Origin of the sequence: Chloroflexus aurantiacus J-10-fl, from assembly GCF_000018865.1 — a bacterium.
In the GTDB taxonomy this organism is placed as follows: Bacteria; Chloroflexota; Chloroflexia; order Chloroflexales; family Chloroflexaceae; genus Chloroflexus; species Chloroflexus aurantiacus.
Genome location: NC_010175.1, coordinates 2,654,984 through 2,671,063, shown reverse-complemented (window position 1 = coordinate 2,671,063; position 16,080 = coordinate 2,654,984). Strand labels below are relative to the sequence as shown.

Annotated in this window: 13 protein-coding genes; 6 read left to right on the top strand and 7 right to left on the bottom strand. The window is 57.4% G+C overall.

Annotated features, from left to right (window positions below; translation table 11 throughout):
* Positions 1–194 precede the first annotated feature (194 nt).
* Both CAUR_RS10145 and CAUR_RS10140 read right to left on the bottom strand, forming a co-directional pair.
* Entirely contained in the window at positions 195–1,487 is a 1,293-nt protein-coding gene (locus tag CAUR_RS10145) for an adenylosuccinate synthase (RefSeq protein WP_012257810.1), read from the bottom strand.
* Between the two features lie 112 nt (positions 1,488–1,599).
* Positions 1,600–2,802: an aspartate aminotransferase family protein gene (locus CAUR_RS10140; protein ID WP_012257809.1), complete on the bottom strand. Its 1,203-nt coding sequence runs from the start codon at positions 2,800–2,802 to the stop codon at positions 1,600–1,602.
* 287 nt (positions 2,803–3,089) lie between these two features.
* Here CAUR_RS10140 and CAUR_RS10135 point away from each other — a divergent pair, with 287 nt between their 5' ends.
* From CAUR_RS10135 to CAUR_RS10125, 3 genes are read left to right on the top strand one after another with little or no spacing between them, the layout of a single operon-like run.
* The gene (locus CAUR_RS10135) at positions 3,090–3,668 is read left to right on the top strand and encodes a hypothetical protein (protein WP_012257808.1); all 579 of its coding nucleotides are present in this window, start codon (positions 3,090–3,092) and stop codon (positions 3,666–3,668) included.
* A gap of 51 nt (positions 3,669–3,719) precedes the next feature.
* The gene (locus tag CAUR_RS21895) at positions 3,720–4,091 is read left to right on the top strand and encodes an IS5 family transposase (RefSeq protein WP_012257807.1); all 372 of its coding nucleotides are present in this window, start codon (positions 3,720–3,722) and stop codon (positions 4,089–4,091) included.
* Positions 3,998–4,525, top strand: coding sequence for an IS5 family transposase (locus CAUR_RS10125; RefSeq protein ID WP_423191605.1), 528 nt, complete (start codon positions 3,998–4,000; stop codon positions 4,523–4,525). The genes CAUR_RS21895 and CAUR_RS10125 overlap by 94 nt, the downstream gene beginning before the upstream one ends.
* Positions 4,526–4,528: 3 nt before the next feature.
* On the opposite strand, the gene CAUR_RS10120 is transcribed toward CAUR_RS10125, so the two are convergent.
* The 5 genes from CAUR_RS10120 to hisC are packed head-to-tail and all read right to left on the bottom strand — an operon-like array spanning position 4,529 to position 8,312.
* Positions 4,529–5,515: a PrsW family intramembrane metalloprotease gene (locus tag CAUR_RS10120; protein WP_012257805.1), complete on the bottom strand. Its 987-nt coding sequence runs from the start codon at positions 5,513–5,515 to the stop codon at positions 4,529–4,531.
* Complete coding sequence (gene hisB, locus CAUR_RS10115) at positions 5,512–6,129, bottom strand: imidazoleglycerol-phosphate dehydratase HisB (protein WP_012257804.1); 618 nt, start codon at positions 6,127–6,129, stop codon at positions 5,512–5,514. The genes CAUR_RS10120 and hisB overlap by 4 nt, the downstream gene beginning before the upstream one ends.
* Positions 6,101–6,427: a nucleoside triphosphate pyrophosphohydrolase family protein gene (locus tag CAUR_RS10110; RefSeq protein ID WP_012257803.1), complete on the bottom strand. Its 327-nt coding sequence runs from the start codon at positions 6,425–6,427 to the stop codon at positions 6,101–6,103. The genes hisB and CAUR_RS10110 overlap by 29 nt, the downstream gene beginning before the upstream one ends.
* On the bottom strand, positions 6,424–7,209 hold the full coding sequence (locus CAUR_RS10105) for an inositol monophosphatase family protein (protein ID WP_012257802.1): 786 nt from the start codon (positions 7,207–7,209) through the stop codon (positions 6,424–6,426). The genes CAUR_RS10110 and CAUR_RS10105 overlap by 4 nt, the downstream gene beginning before the upstream one ends.
* Positions 7,206–8,312 (bottom strand): histidinol-phosphate transaminase, encoded by a 1,107-nt coding sequence (hisC, locus tag CAUR_RS10100; protein WP_012257801.1) that lies wholly within the window; start codon positions 8,310–8,312, stop codon positions 7,206–7,208. Before hisC ends, CAUR_RS10105 begins: the two co-directional genes overlap by 4 nt.
* A gap of 109 nt (positions 8,313–8,421) precedes the next feature.
* On the opposite strand from hisC, the gene fabF reads away from it, so the two are divergent.
* The 3 genes from fabF (at position 8,422) to CAUR_RS10085 (ending at position 16,031) form a co-directional block, all read left to right on the top strand.
* Entirely contained in the window at positions 8,422–9,837 is a 1,416-nt protein-coding gene (gene fabF, locus CAUR_RS10095; RefSeq protein ID WP_012257800.1) for a beta-ketoacyl-ACP synthase II, read from the top strand.
* 84 nt (positions 9,838–9,921) lie between these two features.
* Positions 9,922–10,944, top strand: a complete 1,023-nt coding sequence (holB, locus tag CAUR_RS10090) for a DNA polymerase III subunit delta' (protein ID WP_012257799.1) — start codon at positions 9,922–9,924, stop codon at positions 10,942–10,944.
* Positions 10,945–10,955: 11 nt separating this feature from the next.
* Positions 10,956–16,031 (top strand): DEAD/DEAH box helicase, encoded by a 5,076-nt coding sequence (locus CAUR_RS10085; protein ID WP_012257798.1) that lies wholly within the window; start codon positions 10,956–10,958, stop codon positions 16,029–16,031.
* The last annotated feature ends 49 nt before the right edge of the window (positions 16,032–16,080 follow it).

Here is a 16,080-nt window from a genome sequence, read left to right as displayed (position 1 = left end):
TGGTGCAGCGTGCGGTAGTACTGTGTCAGGGTGTGAGCGAGCCGGAGGCTCGCGATCCCAAGGGGATACCAGTCTCAGGCGCAGCGGGGCATCGTTCAGACACCCCGCTAGAGTGGGGATAGTGTATTCGGCTTTCTCTGCTACCAGATTTGACACGAGCTGTACACAACAACCTTTTACCCCGACGACACCCCTCAAAACACATCAGCCACCATAATCGTCTGGTCGCGACCTGGGCCAACCGAAATAATGCCCAGGCGGGCACCAACCAACTGGCAAATGCGCGCCACATACGCCTGAGCAGCTTCGGGTAAATCGGCAAAGCGACGAACATGCCGCGTTGGTTCACTCCACCCCGGCAGTTCTTCATAAACCGGTTCGATCTGATCAAACAGCGCTGTCGTGGTAGGGGGATATTCCAACAGGGCGTCGTGCAGTTTATAGCCTGTACAAATCTTGAGTGTCTCCAGGCCATCGAGCACATCAAGTTTCGTGATTGCCAGGGTATCGACGCCGTTTACCTGCACTGCATAGCGCGCCATCACCGCATCAAACCAGCCTACCCGTCGTAGCCGACCGGTTGTGGTGCCAACTTCTGCCCAGGGTGTACCGATCTGACGCAGCACATCAGCCACCGACCCATCAACTTCAGTAGGGAACGGCCCTTCGCCGACGCGGGTTGTGTAGGCTTTTACCACCCCGATCACCGAATTGATATGCGTCGGACCAATACCACTACCCTGACATGCACCGGCAGCACCTGGAGGTGAGGAAGTCACGAATGGATATGTGCCGTGATCAATATCGAGCAACGCACCCTGCGCACCTTCTAGTAGTACTGGCAGATCCTTCTCTAATGCCCGGTGGATGATCGGATGAACATCGGTGATATGATTGGCAAGCCGTCGCCCATACTCCAGATAGGTCAAATAGGTATCGTGCAGTGAGAGCGGACGGGCATTGTAGAGTTTGGTCAGCAGTCGATTCTTCTCTTCCAGTACTGTGCGCAACCGGTTTAGCAGCGTCTCTTCGTGCAACAAGTCACCCATTCGGATGCCGGAGCGGCTCATCTTGTCGGCATACGCCGGGCCAATACCACGACCGGTGGTACCAATCCGCCCTTCACCGCGTGCTTCCTCTTGCAACTGATCGAGCTGAATGTGATACGGCATGATCACATGCGCGCGATCACTGACAAACAATTTAGCCGTGGAAACACCCCGTGCTTCAAGCTCCTCAATCTCTTTGATGAGTACTTCCGGATTCACCACCACGCCAGGGCCGATGACATTGACGATGCCCGGATCGAAGATGCCAGAAGGCACCAGATGCAGTTTAAAGGTACCAAGATGGTTGACAACCGTATGTCCGGCATTATTGCCGCCACCGTAGCGAATGACCAGCCGCGCCCGCGCAGCCAGCAGATCGACCAGATGGCCTTTACCCTCATCGCCCCATTGAGCGCCAATTAATGCAACTACAGGCATCGCCTCTCTCCTGAAAGATTGATTCTGCTACGAGTCAGATTCTGATCACCGGCTCGTTTCCTCTTCGACTCCGCCCGACATTCTCTGGTAACGTGATCGCTGATCATTCTGATCAAGCGCGCAGTGCCGCTCGCAGACCAGACAATGCCTCATCAACGTGCTGCGGCTCGATGATCAGGGGCGGGAGCAGGCGAATGACATCTTCACCAGCCGTAGCGACTAACAGACCATGGCGATGAGCCGCTTCACGTACAGCACTCGCAGAACCGGCAATGCGCACACCACGCATCAGGCCACGTCCGCGCAATTCGATCACCTGATCGGCGTGTTCATTAGCGAAATCCTGCAACGCTTCATCGAGATAATTACTTACCTGCTGGACATGGGCCAGGAAAGCCGGATCGCTAATTTTGCGGAACACGACGGTGCCAACTGCAGTTGCCAGCGGATTACCGCCAAAGGTTGTGCCATGGTCGCCTGGATGAATGGTATCGGCAACGTGTTGGCCCATAAGCACCGCACCAATCGGCAGCCCACCGGCTAACGGTTTGGCTACCGTCATCATGTCTGGCTGAACACCGAGCTGCTCGTGTGCCCAGAGCGTGCCGGTACGCCCAACCCCGCACTGAATTTCATCAAAGACCAGCAATGCGCCATAGCGCTGGCACAGTTCGCGCACTCCCTGCATAAAGGCCGGTTCAGCGGCACGCAGGCCACCCTCGCCCTGCACCGGCTCAACCACCACGGCACAGACATCATCGCCCATCACGGCTGCCAGTGAGTCCAGGTCGTTGTAGCGAGCAAAGCGCACACCGGGCATCACCGGCATAAACGGCTCCCGGTATTTTTCACGGGCGGTAATGGCAACTGCTCCCATAGTACGCCCGTGAAAACTGCCGTCGAAGGCAACAATCGTTGTCTTGCCTTCGCCAACATGGGCACGAGCGTAGCGACGTGAGAACTTAATCGCCCCCTCAATCGCTTCAGCTCCACTGTTGCAGAAAAACGCCTTGGCAAACGCCGGGCTGCTCTGCACCAGGAGCTTTGCCAGTTCAATTGCCGGTTGCGTGTGGTAGAGATTGGAAACGTGGATGAGGCGTTCAGCCTGATCATTGATCGCTTTCAGAACGTCACGATCACCATAGCCAAGCGCATTCACCGCAATGCCGGCGACAAAATCGAGATACCGCCGACCTTCACTATCGTAAAGATACACCCCTTCGCCACGTTCAATGACGAAATCGGCGCGTACATAGCTCTGCAACAGATATTGGTGATCGGCTTGAATCAGTTCTGCGGCGCGTTCGCCGGTCATAGCATATCCTTTCCGTCGCGGTGGATGATACGTTCACAGGCGCAATTATACCACCGGCAGCAGAGTCGCTGTGGTAATGACGGTTGTCGCTGAACGTTCGGTGGAGGGCGCACGATTGGCGGATAGTGCCGTATAACTGTGCTACACAGGGTCCGGTAATGCTTCCGTCCTCCACTGCTTCACAGGTAGTCCTAACCGAAAATCAACCTGTTGTACTATAGACGACGCTGATCACTTTCGGTACGATGATTTGTAGTGACATCATCCTGAAAGCTGTGAGGTCTGCCGTGACAGCCGTCATCGCCCAAACCCCTCCTCTCGATCCGCTCAACCAGATCATTACGCTGCTTGAGCAGCTTCGCAATCGTTTACCATTCGCCGAAGAGGAGCTGGTACGCCACACCCAGTTACGCGCTATTCTTGCCGAACAACAGGAACGGAGTGCGGAAGCCCTTGCTGCATGGCGTGCTGCACTGGCAACTCGCTGGGAGTGCGAGGTGCGTGCCCAGCGGCTCTATGCGCACGTGCGGCAACAGGTGATCGATGTTGTTGGCGCTGATACGCGATATTTACAACTCTTTGAACCAGACTCGGCAGCCGGTGCATTGACTGCGACCGATCTGCTGAATACTTTGCGCCGTCTGGCCGTTGTGCTGAGTTTGATGCAGCCTGTTCCTTCTTTCTGTGAACAGGCACAGGCCGACATTCAGGCTATGGCATCCGAATTGCAGGCTGCTATTCAGCACGCCGAACAGTGCGAAGAAGAGCGGCGCCGGGTGCAAGCTGAACAGCGCCTGTTGCTCGATTTGTGCCATCGTTCGTACCGCCGGACACGACAGCGGATTGCCAGTCATCTAGGCGGATGACATACTGCTAGAACCTATTTCAAAAATGTCTTCTTATGCTACAATAGTGGTATGAGCAGACATGATCTCACCGACGACCAATGGGCGGTGATCGAACCGCTTATCCCCAAGAAACCACGTGCGCGGGGTCGTCCACGCAACGACGACCGCCGGACACTGAATGGTATGCTGTATGTGCTCCACACCGGCTGTGCCTGGGCAGACCTGCCAACGGAGTACGGGTCCCCCAGCACCTGCTGGCGACGATGGCACGCGTGGTCGCAGGACGGGACGTGGGAGCGCATCTGGCGCACCCTCCTGAGCCGCCTCGCTGCCGACGGCACGCTGGACTGGGCACACGCGTTGCTGGACGGCAGCGTCGTTCCGGCAAAACAAGGGGCACTGGTGGAGGCACAACGACGGTTGGTAACGGCGCGACGGTGATGGTCGTGGTCGATGGCACTGGCGTGCCCATCGGCCTGCACGTGGATAGCGCACAACCACACGAACGCACCCTGGCTGAAGCGACGGTGCGGACCATTCGGGTACCACGCAACCGCGGCCGGCCCAGCACGCGACCACAAGAAGTGGTGGCGGATAAAGCCTACGACTGTGCCGCGTTGCGCAGCGACCTGCGTCGGCGCGGGATCACACCCACCATGCCAGCTCGTGAGCGGCGCAACCGTCAGCGGCCAAAGCGCGGGCGTCCGCTGCGTACCGGCCCAAGCTATCAGCACCGCTGGAAGGTCGAGCAGTGCTTCGCGTGGATGGACACGTATCGTCGGTTGGTGGTGCGCTATGACCGTCATCTGCATATCTACCGTGCGTTTTGTCTCGTTGCTATCATTTTGTGGTGTATTGACCGAATTTTGAAATAGGTTCTAGACTGCCGGCACTTTCGGGGCCAGTTGGGCCAGTTCGCGGCGAAGCTGGTTGATGCGGGCAATCGTGTTGCGCTCATCACCAACACCGGTTGCCAGGTGATGCTTTTTATGCGCCAGTTCTGCGCAGGCTTCGTAGAAACGACTAGCGGTGGCGTTGCGTAGCCGGTTGCGGAGCTGACCACTGAATGATTTCGCAGCATTGTAATGACCCGGTGCAATAATGCCGGCCATCACCTCTTCTGCCAGGTAGGTAGCGATGTGATGCTGCTCGCGCCGAATCTCCCAGATCACCAGGCCGAGGACAACGATCCAGAACGACCAGTCGACCAGTAACGTCAGGCCGAGTCCGGTGAGGCCAAACTCACCGGCCAGGAATACGGCCATGGTGTTGTGGAGAGCGTGCAGGCAGACAGCCAGCAGCCAACCGGCAAAGGGGGAAATGAAACGAATAAAGCGGTTCGGGTGCAGCCGCGACATCGCCAGCCCCAGGCCGATCCAGGCAGTATACACAGCGTGGCCCCATCCGCCGAGAATGACGCGCAAGATGAAGAGGGAGATTAAACCGCCAACCCCACTCTCCTGATAGCCCATGAAGTAGAGGTAGAGCAGGTTTTCAGTGGCGGCAAAGCCTAATGCGGTGATGGCGGCGTACAGCATCCCATCGAGCCGCGAGTCGAACTCTTCGGGGAAGGCGAGCATGATAATGACAACGGCAATCCCCTTCAGACTCTCCTCTACCAGCGGCGCCAGCAGGGTTGTGCCGGCAACTTCAGCAGAGGCTTCCCCAATGAAGATGGCCAGCGAGACCTGCGCCAGCCCTGTCCAGACGATGGCGCCAAGAGTTGCGACAAATGCACCCCAGATGAATGCCCCAAACAATAACCGGCGTGGCTCTTTCTCAAACCGGTCGAGCCAGTAGGCAATTGCAGCGTAGATGAATGCCGGTACAAAGCTGAGGATGGCAGCAGCGACAAACCCGATCATAGGACACCCTTCGTGCTCGGTATGGTTCCCCCTAAACGCGCATCAATGCGGGTAGCGGCATCGAGTGCCCGCCCGAACGCTTTGAACAGAGCCTCGATCTTGTGATGGTCGTTGCGCCCGTACATCACCTGTGCGTGGAGATTGAAACGACCGTTGAAGGCAACACTCTCAAACAAATGGGCCACCAGATCGGTACCGAGCTGTCCTACGCGCATTGTAACAAAATCAGCCTGTACCACACAGTACGGTCGGCCACCAAGATCGACAGCAACCAGCGCCAGTGCTTCGTCCATCGGCACAAAGCTGTGTGCGGTACGTACAATGCCGGCCCGCTCACCGAGCGCCTGATCAATGGCCCGACCCAGGCAAATACACACGTCTTCGGCAGTGTGATGCTCATCAATGTGGAGATCGCCCTGCGCCCGCACCTGAAGGTCGAACAAGCCATGGCGTGCCCACAACGTCAGCATATGGTCAAGAAAACCGATACCGGTCTGCACATCAGCCTGTCCACTACCATCGATGGTGAGGGTAAGGGTAATGTTTGTCTCACCGGTCACCCGCTCAATGGTCGCCCGCCGGATTCTATTCACTACGCTGCTGACTTCGCTCACTGCTAAATCCCTCCGGGTAACGCCGTCGCAGTTTCTCGATGTTGGCCGCCATGACGGTACTCAAGCGCACATCAAGTGCATCGCAGGCCAGAGCCGCATACCAGAGAATATCACCCAACTCTTTCAATAATTCTTCACGATTGAGTGGATGACCATGAAACAGATGTTTTTTCACGGTGTCGGCAAACTCGCCGGCCTCGCCACTCAGGCCAAGCGCCGCATTGGTCAGACGCTCACGCGGTGTCAGACCGGCAGCCAGCGTGCGCATTGCCAGTTCTTGATAGTTATCGGCGTTCATGACGACTCCTCGCCAGCAATGAGGCTTAACAGTTCGGGTAAGACATGGCGATTGCTGCCAATGCCTTCGTTGTGGTAAATGGTCGGCACACCCTGCCAGTCGGTGTAGGCACCACCAGCTTCGCTCAAAATCGGCAGCAGGGCTGCGGCATCCCAGACGTTCATTGCCGGATCGAGCGCAACTTCGGCGCGACCGGTGGCTACCAGAACGTAGCCGTAGCAATCGCCCCAGGTGCGGAACAGGCCGGCACGCTTCAGAATACGCTGAAAAGCTTCTGATCGGTTGTAGCGTTCGTAGCCGTGAGCCACCGTCCCGACGACCAGACTCTCGCGTAGGCTGGAGACAGACGACACCCGACAGGGTTGATTGTTCCAGTAACAACCCAAACCCTGCGCGGCTGCCACAGTTTCGGCCAGCGCCGGGATATGGATGACACCAAGCACAGGTTCACCTTCCCGCAACAATCCAATCAGCACTCCGTAGAGTGGCACGCCCCGCACAAAACTTTTCGTACCGTCAATCGGATCAAGCACCCAGCGGTAGGTAGCGTGTTCACTCCCGGTCAGACCATCTTCTTCACCAAGGACGGCGTGATCAGGGTAGGCCGCCTGAATAGCGGCGCGCAGATGACGCTCGGCCTCCCGATCAGCAATCGTCACCGGCGACTCATCGGCTTTGTGTTCAACAGTGATACCACGCTGAAAATAGCGCAGCGTGATCTGGCCGGCCTCGTAAGCGATCTGGCGGGCAAAGTCAAGCGTGTGGGCAAGTGATATGCTCATCGGGTCACCTCAGCAAGCATCGCGATCAGCGCATCTGTCTGGGCAGGAGTACCGACGCTGATCCGAATATAGCCATTAAGCAGCGGCGTCTGATAATGGCGCACTAACACACCGCGTCGTTCGAGCGCCAGTTTGAGTTCGCGGGCATCACGCCCTTCGACCCGACAGAGGATGAAATTCGCCACACTTGGAAAAGGGGTTAGAAACGGGAACGTATTGAGATGCTGAAACAGACGCTCACGTTCGGCGACGATAGCCTGCACCCGCGCCCGCAATTCGTCGGCGACGGCGAGTGATGCCACAGCGGCGGCCTGAGCAGCAACCGAGACATTGTACGGTTGCTTGATCTTCCAGAGTTGCTCACTCAGCCAACGCGGGAACAGGCCATAGCCTACGCGCAGCCCGGCCAGACCGGCCCATTTGCTGAATGTGCGGAGAATGGCCAGATTTGGATACCGGTCGAGCAGATCACTCGCACCGACCGGTGCGTGTTCTGGCTCAGCAAACTCAATGTACGCCTCATCAACAACCACCAGCAGTGGCAATTCAAGAATCTGGAGTAGTTCGCTGCGTGGCAGTGGGTTGCCGGTTGGGTTGTTAGGCGAGGTGAGGAAGATGGCTTTGGCACCCTGCGCTGCTGCCCGGGCAATGGCCGGTAGATCAAGACTGAAATCGGCACGGCGCGGGATACTGATCACCCGCCCACCACAGATACCGGCATCAAACCGGTACATGCCGAAGGTAGGTGGACAATCGATGATCGCATCGCCGGGACTGATAATCAGGCGTAAAACCAGGTCGATCAATTCATCGGCACCGGCTCCGCAGAGGATTTCCTCCGCTGACCGACCGGTGTAATCGGCCAGCGCCTTCCGCAGCGCCGTCTGCTCTGGGTCGGGATATATATGGTAGGTCGCAGTCGCCTGAAGTGCGGCCAGCGCTGCCGGTGCTGGGCCGTAGGGGTTTTCATTCGCATCGAGCTTGACAATCTGCGCCACCGGCAGGCCAAGGCGATCAGCCAGCACTTCTAGCGGTACAATCGGGGTATATGCTTCCAAATCGGCAATCTCAGGACGTATCAGACCGGACAGAACCGACATCATAGTAACTCCATAGTGACGAGGGAGCGCATACCAGCGAGTATGATACCACAGACACAACAGCTACGTGGTATAATTCAAGCCTTGAATAGTTGAATTGAGGGAGGAAGCAATGACCCCACGAGCACTGGATCGGCGCGCAGCGTTGCGGGCCGAACTGCTCGGTCTCGTGCGAGAGCATGTGCCCGACGAAGCTATTGAAGCGCAGATCGAAGCACTGTTGGCCGAGGTATTGGCTGAAGAACCCGTTGTCGAACCACAGCCGGTTGTAACCGATCATCTCCCCCCTGACCAGCGCATTGTGGTGACCGGTCTGGGCGTTATCTCGCCGTTTGGGGTTGGTGTTGAGCCATTTTGGGCTGGTCTCGTTGCCGGGCGCAGTGCGATTGGTCGCATCACCTTTTTCGATCCGAGTGATTATCCCTGTCAACTGGCAGGCCAGGTAAACGATTTTCATCCACAGGAGTTCATGGATGCGAAAGAGGCGCGCCGGATGTCCCGCGCCAGTCAGATGGCCGTAGCCGCTGCCCGGATGGCCCTTGACCACGCTCGCCTGCCTCTCGAACGTATGGCACGCGATGAGATCGGTGTTCTGATCGCCAGCGGGACTACCTCGATGCCCGATGTAGAACAGGCAGTCACCACACTGATCCAGCGTGGTGGCATGAAAATTAGTCCTTTCTTCATTCCGGCAGCCCTGCCGAATATGCCATCCAGCCAGGTCGCCATTCACTTCGGTTTACGCGGCTACACAACTGCGATCTGTACCGCATGTGCTGCCGGCGCGCAGGCAATCGGTGAGGCGGCAGAGATCATTCGGCGCGGCGATGCCGAAGTGATGCTGGCCGGTGGCGCCGAAGCTCCCATTACTGCCCTCAGCCTGGGTGCATTCTGTGTCATGCGCGCTTTGAGTACGCGCAGTAACCACGAGCCGACACGGGCATCGCGTCCGTTTGATGCGCTGCGCGATGGCTTTGTTCCCGGCGAAGGGGCAGCCGTGCTGGTGCTTGAACGTCTGAGCAGTGCCCAGCGACGTGGCGCGCCAATCCTGGCTGAGTTGATCGGGTATGGCGTCTCTGCCGATGCCTATCACGTTACTGCTCCCGATCCAGATGGTGAAGGGGCGGCGCTGGCAATCCGGCGGGCATTGCAACAAGCCCGACTGGCACCGCAACAGGTTGATTACATCAATGCCCACGCCACCAGTACACCGGCAGGTGACATTGCGGAAACCAGAGCGATTAAGCAGGTGTTCGGTGAATATGCATACAGTGTGCCGATCAGTTCGATCAAATCGATGATCGGGCATCTCACCGGTGCTGCCGGCGCAGTTGAGGCAGCAGCCACCATCCTGGCACTGCACCACGGTCAGATTCCACCCACCATCAACCTCGAACATCCCGATCCCGAATGCGATCTCGATTATGTGCCGAATGTTGCCCGTCAGGCAGCCATTCAGGTCGCAATCTCGAATTCGTTCGGGTTTGGCGGGGTGAATGCGGTGCTGGCCTTCCGCAAAATGCCGTGAGCGGATACAATGGTATGGATGGATCACGGCATCCGCTTGCCGTGCGATCTGTTGCCAGCCGCCTGCAAACGATGATTACCTGATATGTGGCATGTGTACGGTCACGAATGGGCCATTGAACAGCTCCGCAGTAACATCCGCAGCCAACAGGTAGCCCACGCCTACCTCTTTGCCGGGCCACAAGGACTCGGTAAATCGCTGCTGGCATTGCGCATGGCGCAGGCGTTGCTGTGCGAACGGCAGACCGGTGATCCCTGTTTGCAATGCCGTTCCTGTCGCCGTATCGATCACGGCAGCCATCCCGATGTCCGCATTGCCGGGATGGAAACCCAGGCCGCAGCCGCCAAAGCCGAAGATGCCGCTCGTCAGAAAGAGCTGAAAATTGCCACGATCCGCGAGTGGCAACGCGATCTGGCCTTGCGCCCATACGAGGCACCGCGCCGCGTGCTGATCCTCCACGACGCCGACCGCCTCAGCGAAGAGGCGGCAAATGCGATGCTGAAGACGCTGGAAGAACCACCAGATTACGCTACGCTGCTGCTGGTGGCGCATAGCAATGAGTTGCTGCCGACCATCGTCTCGCGCTGTCGGGTGCTGCGATTACGACCGTTGCCACGGGAGCAGGTAGCGAGCGCACTTCGTGATCAGGGTGCCTCCAAAGACCAGGCTGAGATACTGGCCGCCTGGAGTAACGGACGAATTGGCTGGGCCATCAATTTGTTCAACGATCCGTCGGCACAGACTGCCCGTCGTGAGTGCCTGGATGCGTTAATCGCGCTATCGTCAGCCCCGATCACGAGCGGACTGCAATGGGCTGAAGAACGGGCCAAAGAATATCGGGCCGGCGATCAGGCAACCGTCTTGATGTGGCTCGAATTGTGGCAGAGCTGGTGGCGTGACGTGATGTATGTTGCTGCCGGCTGTGATGAGGCTATCACCAACATTGATCGTCGGCCTGAATTAGCAGCCCTGGCCGGTCGGGTAACGCCCGCAACGGCGTTTGCTTTTCTCCAACAGATCATGACGGTGAGCCGGCAATTGCTGGAAAACGTCAACCCGCAACTGGCGCTTGAACACCTCGTCTTGCACATACCGCGCTCTGGCTAGCGGAGGAAGTCATGCATCATCCATCGATCTTCGCTCTCCACGCAGCAGTCATTGACGACTATCGGACATTTGTCGAGTCGTTTATCCGCATTGCTGATGATCGGATTCGGGCTTCGGTTGAGGAGAAACTTGCCCGGCAGGAACTCTGGCCAGAGCCGCTTGTTCAGCTCAGCCCAACTTACAAGATGGCGCAAACCGTCGATGATCTGGCGCGGGCCGGGATGATCAGACCGGAAACTGCTCACTTCTTTCGTACAGCCTCGAATGCACCGTTTCGTCTCTATCAACACCAGTACGAGGCGGTTGAACGCGCTGCTCGCGGCGAGAGTTTTGTGGTGACTAGCGGCACCGGTTCCGGCAAAAGCACCTGCTACTTTCTGCCCATTATTGATGATCTGCTGCGCCAGACCAAACCTGGCAGCGGCGTGCAGGCACTGATCATCTATCCGATGAACGCACTGGTCAACTCGCAAGAGCAAGCTCTGCGCCGTCTTGCCGATCAGTATCGCGTGCAGTACGGACGTGAATTCCCGATCCGCTTTGCCCGTTATACCGGTGAAACCAGCGAAGAACTGCGACAAGAACTCCGCCGTAACCCACCCCACATTCTGCTGACCAACTATGTCATGGCAGAGTTGATGCTGGTGCGCCCTGACGACCAGAAGCTGATCGGCGAGACGATGAAGGGGTTGCGCTTCCTGGTTTTCGACGAACTGCACACCTACCGTGGCCGCCAGGGCGCCGATGTTGCAATGCTGATCCGTCGCCTCAAACAGCGCTGCGCCGCTCCCGACATTCGCCATATCGGGACATCGGCAACGATGGTAGCCGGCTCAGAGGCATCTGCCGAAGAGCGACGGCGAGTGGTGGCCGAATTCGCTTCTCGTTTCTTTGCCCATCCGATCAGCGCCGATCAGGTGATTGAAGAGACCCTTGAGCCACTGACGATTGGTGGTCAACCGACGGAAGCCGAGTTACGCACCGCCTTGACCGAACCCCTCCCGGCAGGCGACAATCTGCTGCGCTGGGAAGCGTTGCGCCGCCATCCACTTGCCCGCTGGCTCGAATACGCCCTGGGCATCCAGACCGATACCGATGGCCGGCTGGTACGTCGCCCGCCGCGTACCTTGAGCGATGCGGCCAGTGAACTGGCTGTAATGACCGGCTGCACTCCCGAAGAGAGCCGCAAGGCGATCCAGCGCATGCTGGAAGAGGGTAGTGCCATTCAGCGCTCTGACGGTCGCCGGGCGTTTGCCTTTAAGTTACACCAGTTTATCGCCCAAAGTCACCGGGTGTATGCCAGCCTGGAAGATCGCCAGACCCGCCAGATTCAGCTCGAAGGCGTGCTGCGCAATCAACAGGACAAGCTCATGTTCCCTCTTGTCTTCTGCCGTCATTGTGGTCAGGAGTATTACGATATTGTGTTGAAAGAGAAACGGCAGGCAGTCCCACTCCTTGACTTACGGATGTATGAGGACGACCGCAGCGCCCGTCAGGGATATTTAATGCTGGCTCACGAATCTGATGACTGGAGCGAGGAAAAACTACCTGACGAGTGGTTTAATGCCAGGGGCCTGTTGGACAAGAAATGGAAATCGCGGGTACCGAGAAAGATGTGGGTGCAGCCTGACGGTAATTGTAGCGAGTATCCACTTCCCAACAGCCAGCCCATGTGGTTTCAAGAGCGGCCCTTTACCATTTGCCTGAATTGTGGTGAATGGTATGACGGACGGGCGACAGAGTATACCAAACTCAGCACCCTCTCCAGCGAGAATGTATCAAGTGCGACTTCAATCCTCGCCATTTCGCTGTTGCAGCACGCGCAACGTACCGGAGCTGCCAGCGACCGCTTGCTCTCGTTTGTTGACAACCGTCAGGACGCCGCGTTGCAGGCCGGTCACTTTAACGACCTCATCCATATTGCTGTAATCCGGGCAGCACTGGTGGAAGCGTTACAAACCCATGGTGAACTGAGAGACAGTAACGTTGCGGAAGAGGTTGTCAAATATACCACTCTACAGCTCTCCGACATTGCCAGGAATAGTGAGCTGCGTAGTAATGCGCCAATGGCAAAGGAGGTATGGAAGACCTTCACCGATCTGGTGGAATACTGGCTGTACGAAGACCTGCAACGCGGCTGGCGCAGCATCGTTCAACCCAATCTTGAGCAACTCAAGCTGCTCAAGATTGCTTACACCGGACTCGATGAATTTTGCACTGACAACGCAATCTGGCAGGGTGTGTTGCAGCGCGTCCCGGTGGATCAACGAACGACAATTGTGAACATGGTGCTTGATGCTATGCGGCAGCGGCGGGCAATCAGTGCGCGCTGGTTGCAAGAAGAGAACCAGGGTGAGCTGACCAGACGGATAACGAATCACTTGAATGAATTTTGGGGATTTGATGCTGACGATGCGAGCGGTCTCCAGCCTGCAACCTGTGCCGTAGTACGCGGACAGTCCAGCAAGCCGGTTAATGGCATCTCGCTCGGCCCCCGTAGCCGCCTTGGACGGGACATTCGCAAGAAGCTCAATCTGCAACCAGATGAATACATCACGTTGATGAAAGCACTCCTTGATGAGCTGGCAGGGTATGGACTGGTCGTCCGCCTGGAGCCAATCGCCGATCACCAGCGCTTTCAGCTCAACGCAGCCTGTCTACGCTGGTGCAAGGGTGATGGTCTACAACTAATGTCGGCAGATCACCCATCCTCAGATCAGAACGGTGTGCAAAAGGATCGATCCAATCGCTTCTTCCGTCAGTTCTACCTGCAAAAGGCGCAATCACTGGCCTCGTTGGAAGCTCGCGAGCATACAGCGCAGGTGGTGGCACCGGGTGAACGCGAGCGTCGTGAGAAGCGCTTTCGCTGGACAGAAGCGGAACGAAACGATCCAGGCATCAATCGGCCTCTCCCCTTCCTGGTCTGTTCACCAACGATGGAACTGGGCATTGACATCGCCGACCTGGAACTGGTACATCTGCGCAATGTGCCACCAACCCCGGCCAACTACGCTCAGCGTAGTGGACGGGCCGGACGCCAGGGCCAGCCGGGGTTGATTATCACCTACTGTCGTGCCAACCGTCCCCACGACCAGTACTTCTTTCGCCGCCGCCACGAGATGGTAGCCGGTAGTGTCCAGGCACCGCGCATTGATCTGACGAGTGAGGCGTTGGTACGTGCCCATCTGCACGCGATCTGGCTGGCCGCAGTCCGCCTACCGCTGGGGCATTCGATTGGCGATATAATTGATCTCGATAAGCAAGACCTGCCCCTCACCCCAAACACGCTCCACCAGATTCGGCTATCACCGGCACGCCTGCGTGACGTGCGCGAACAGATTGAGTCGGCGCTGTTGAGCGATGATCTCAGACGGATCGCACCGTGGTACAGTGAACGCTGGCTGGAAGATGCCCTCAACGAAGCACCAGAGCGATTTGATCGAGCGTTTGATCGCTGGCGCGAATTGTACCGCATCGCCATGCGGCAATCAACTGAAGCGAACAATCTCTTGTATAGCCGCGATAAAAAAGTGCAGGATCAAGGCAAACGGCTCCTGGATGAAGCACTGCGCCAGCGCAACCTGCTCCTGCAAGACAATGTTGCCAGCGAGGAGAGCGATTTCTACCCCTACCGCTACCTGGCTACCGAAGGCTTCCTGCCCGGCTACAACTTCCCGGCGCTGCCGGTGCGTGCGTGGATCAAACGTGGTGATGGTGAGTTCATCCCGCGCCCACGGGTGCTCGGACTACGCGAATTCGCGCCGCACAACTACATCTACCACGAAGGCGCCAAATGGGAAGTGGTCAGTTTTCGCACTGCGGCTGATGGCCTGCACAATCGCCGCTCAGCACGCAAACTCTGCTACACGTGCGGAACATTTACCGATCCCGGTGATGATCGCTGTCCGGTGTGCGAAACGCTGTTCGATGGTGAGAACAGCTACCTGGCGACCCTGCTCGATATGCCGAATGTGACAACCCGGCGCCGTGAGCGTATCACGTCTGAAGAGGAAGAACGGCGGCGGCGCGGCTTTGATATTCTGACCACCTTCCGTTTTGCGCCCAACAATGCCCATCAGATGAAGGCGCATATTGTCAACGCCACCGATCACCTGTTTGAGCTGACATATGCCCCGGCAGCAACCATCCTCACCATCAATCGGGGCTGGTTAGCCGGCAAAGAGTCTGGCTTCCTCGTCAATCTCGACACCGGCGACATCGTCAGCGAACAAGACCTGCTGGACGATAATGGGCCGCCACGTGCGAAACCACCGGGCGAGCGGGTCTTTATCAGCGCCCAGGAAACGCAAAACATCCTGATGATGCGGTTTATCGGTCAGCAGACAGGTATCACCGCGACCGATTGGATTAGCCTGAAGCATGCGTTACGCTTTGGCCTGGTCGAGACATTCCAACTCGATGCGGATGAAATCGGGATCGAAGTCGTTGGCCGTGACCAATGGCAATCACTCCTGTTCATCGAGAAGAGTGAAGGTGGCGTTGGCGTGCTACGACGGCTGATCGAAGAAACAGCCGCTTTTCCGCGCATGATTCGTGCTGCCCTGGAGCTGTGCCACTTTACGGTAGACGGTCAGGATACGAAACCGGAATGCACGGCGGCGTGCTACGACTGCCTGCTCAGTTTCTCGAACCAACACGAGATTTTACAGATCAACCGGCATACGATTCGTGATCTCCTGGTGGCCTTGAGTCAGGCCGAACTGCGGCGCGAAAGCAACCGGCGTTCGTATGATGAACATCTGGAGTTCTTACTATCGCGCATCGATCCGCAATCCGACCTGGAGCGCCGCTTCCTAAAAATGCTCAAGGCGCACAATGCCCGGCTGCCTGACAATGCGCAAGAACGGATCGCTGAACTGAATTGCGTTGCCGATTTCTTTTACGACCCCAACATCTGCGTCTTTTGCGATGGCAGCGTCCATGACGAACCAACCCAACAGACGCTTGATAGTCAGATTCGACGCGATCTACGCGCACACGGTTATCGGGTCATCGTCATCCGGTATGATCGCGATTTAGAGGAACAGATTCGATCATACCCTGACGTATTTGGTATCAGCGGATGAATTGATGGCGCAATCCAACGCTCGTTCTCTGCCAGACAGCCACGCACTG

Coding starts and splice junctions, on each gene's coding strand:
- CAUR_RS10145 (WP_012257810.1), bottom strand. CDS start 1,487: ATGCCTGTAGTTGCATTAATTGGCGCTCAATGGGGCGATGAGGGTAAA.
- CAUR_RS10140 (WP_012257809.1), bottom strand. CDS start 2,802: ATGACCGGCGAACGCGCCGCAGAACTGATTCAAGCCGATCACCAATAT.
- CAUR_RS21895 (WP_012257807.1), top strand. CDS start 3,720: ATGAGCAGACATGATCTCACCGACGACCAATGGGCGGTGATCGAACCG.
- CAUR_RS10120 (WP_012257805.1), bottom strand. CDS start 5,515: ATGATCGGGTTTGTCGCTGCTGCCATCCTCAGCTTTGTACCGGCATTC.
- CAUR_RS10110 (WP_012257803.1), bottom strand. CDS start 6,427: ATGAACGCCGATAACTATCAAGAACTGGCAATGCGCACGCTGGCTGCC.
- CAUR_RS10105 (WP_012257802.1), bottom strand. CDS start 7,209: ATGAGCATATCACTTGCCCACACGCTTGACTTTGCCCGCCAGATCGCT.
- hisC (WP_012257801.1), bottom strand. CDS start 8,312: ATGATGTCGGTTCTGTCCGGTCTGATACGTCCTGAGATTGCCGATTTG.
- fabF (WP_012257800.1), top strand. CDS start 8,422: ATGACCCCACGAGCACTGGATCGGCGCGCAGCGTTGCGGGCCGAACTG.
- holB (WP_012257799.1), top strand. CDS start 9,922: ATGTGGCATGTGTACGGTCACGAATGGGCCATTGAACAGCTCCGCAGT.
- CAUR_RS10085 (WP_012257798.1), top strand. CDS start 10,956: ATGCATCATCCATCGATCTTCGCTCTCCACGCAGCAGTCATTGACGAC.